Source organism: Dietzia sp. SYD-A1 (assembly GCF_015356725.1).
Taxonomy (GTDB): Bacteria; Actinomycetota; Actinomycetes; order Mycobacteriales; family Mycobacteriaceae; genus Dietzia.
In genome coordinates, this window is record NZ_JADDKI010000638.1 from 1 (window position 1) to 1,008 (window position 1,008).

Sequence of the window (1,008 nt, forward strand, 5' to 3'; positions counted from 1 at the left end):
CCTCGGACACCGCGCAGCTCACCCACGACACCGGGGCGTTCGGGTCGGCCGGGACCGTGGTGGGCGGGCGCGCGCTGCACCGGGCCGCCACCCGGGTGGCCGACCTCCTGCGGGCCGGCGCCCACCTGCCCGTGTCCGCCGAGGGTTCCGCGGACGGGCTCGGGCGACAGGCGGCCTTCACCGTCCAGGGGGTGCGCGTGGCCGTGTGCCCCGACACGGGCACGGTCCGGGTGCTGCAGAGCGTCCACGCCGTCGACGCCGGGCGGGTCCTCAACCCGCAGCAGTTGCGGGGCCAGGTGGAGGGCGGCGTCGCCCAGGCGTTGGGGGCGGCGCTGTACGAGCAGGTGATGCTCGACGACACCGGCGCGGTGGCCAACGCGACCCTGCGTCACTACCACCCGCCGCGGATGGGAGACGTGCCCCGCACCGAGGTGTTCTTCGCCGACACCGTCGAACCCCAGGGCGTGTTGGGCGCCAAGTCCATGTCCGAGGCGCCCTACTGCCCGGTCGCGGCGGCCGTCGGTATCGCGGTCCGGCGGGCCACGGGGGTCCGACAGGACTCGATCCCACTGACGCCGGACCGGGTGTGGATGCGGTCGTTCGCGCGGACGCCGATCGGGGCCGACGCGTGAGCGCGCGGGTCCTGCGGGTCACGGGTGCCTCGGCGGTGTGGTCGCCGGGGCGCGAGTCGACCGAGCCAACGACGCTCGAGTGCGCGGACGGGCGGATCGCCGGAGGTGCTGATTCTGCTGGCGCTGCTTCTGCCGGCGCTGTTCCTGCCGAGATCCTCGACGCCGACGGCGGGGTGGTCACCCCGGGCCTGGTCAACGCGCACCATCATCTGCTGCAGAGCGCGTTCCGAACGCTGCCCGGCACGCGCGGTGTGGAGATGTCGGTCTGGCTCGCCCGGATGCGGCAGGCCTACGTCGCCGCCCGCGTGGACCCGGACCTGGTGGGGGTCGCCGCCCGGGTGGCCCTGGCGGAGTCGCTGCTGTGCGGGGTCACGAC

General features: G+C 75.2%; 1 protein-coding gene and 1 pseudogene. Both read left to right on the top strand.

The window, feature by feature from the left end:
* On the top strand, positions 1-632 hold a 632-nt coding region (locus IY392_RS17975; RefSeq protein WP_194861969.1), incomplete at its 5' end, for a molybdopterin cofactor-binding domain-containing protein.
* A pseudogene (locus IY392_RS17980) lies at positions 629-1,008 on the top strand (hydroxyatrazine ethylaminohydrolase); the annotation flags it as partial. The gene IY392_RS17975 and the pseudogene IY392_RS17980, both read left to right, overlap by 4 nt.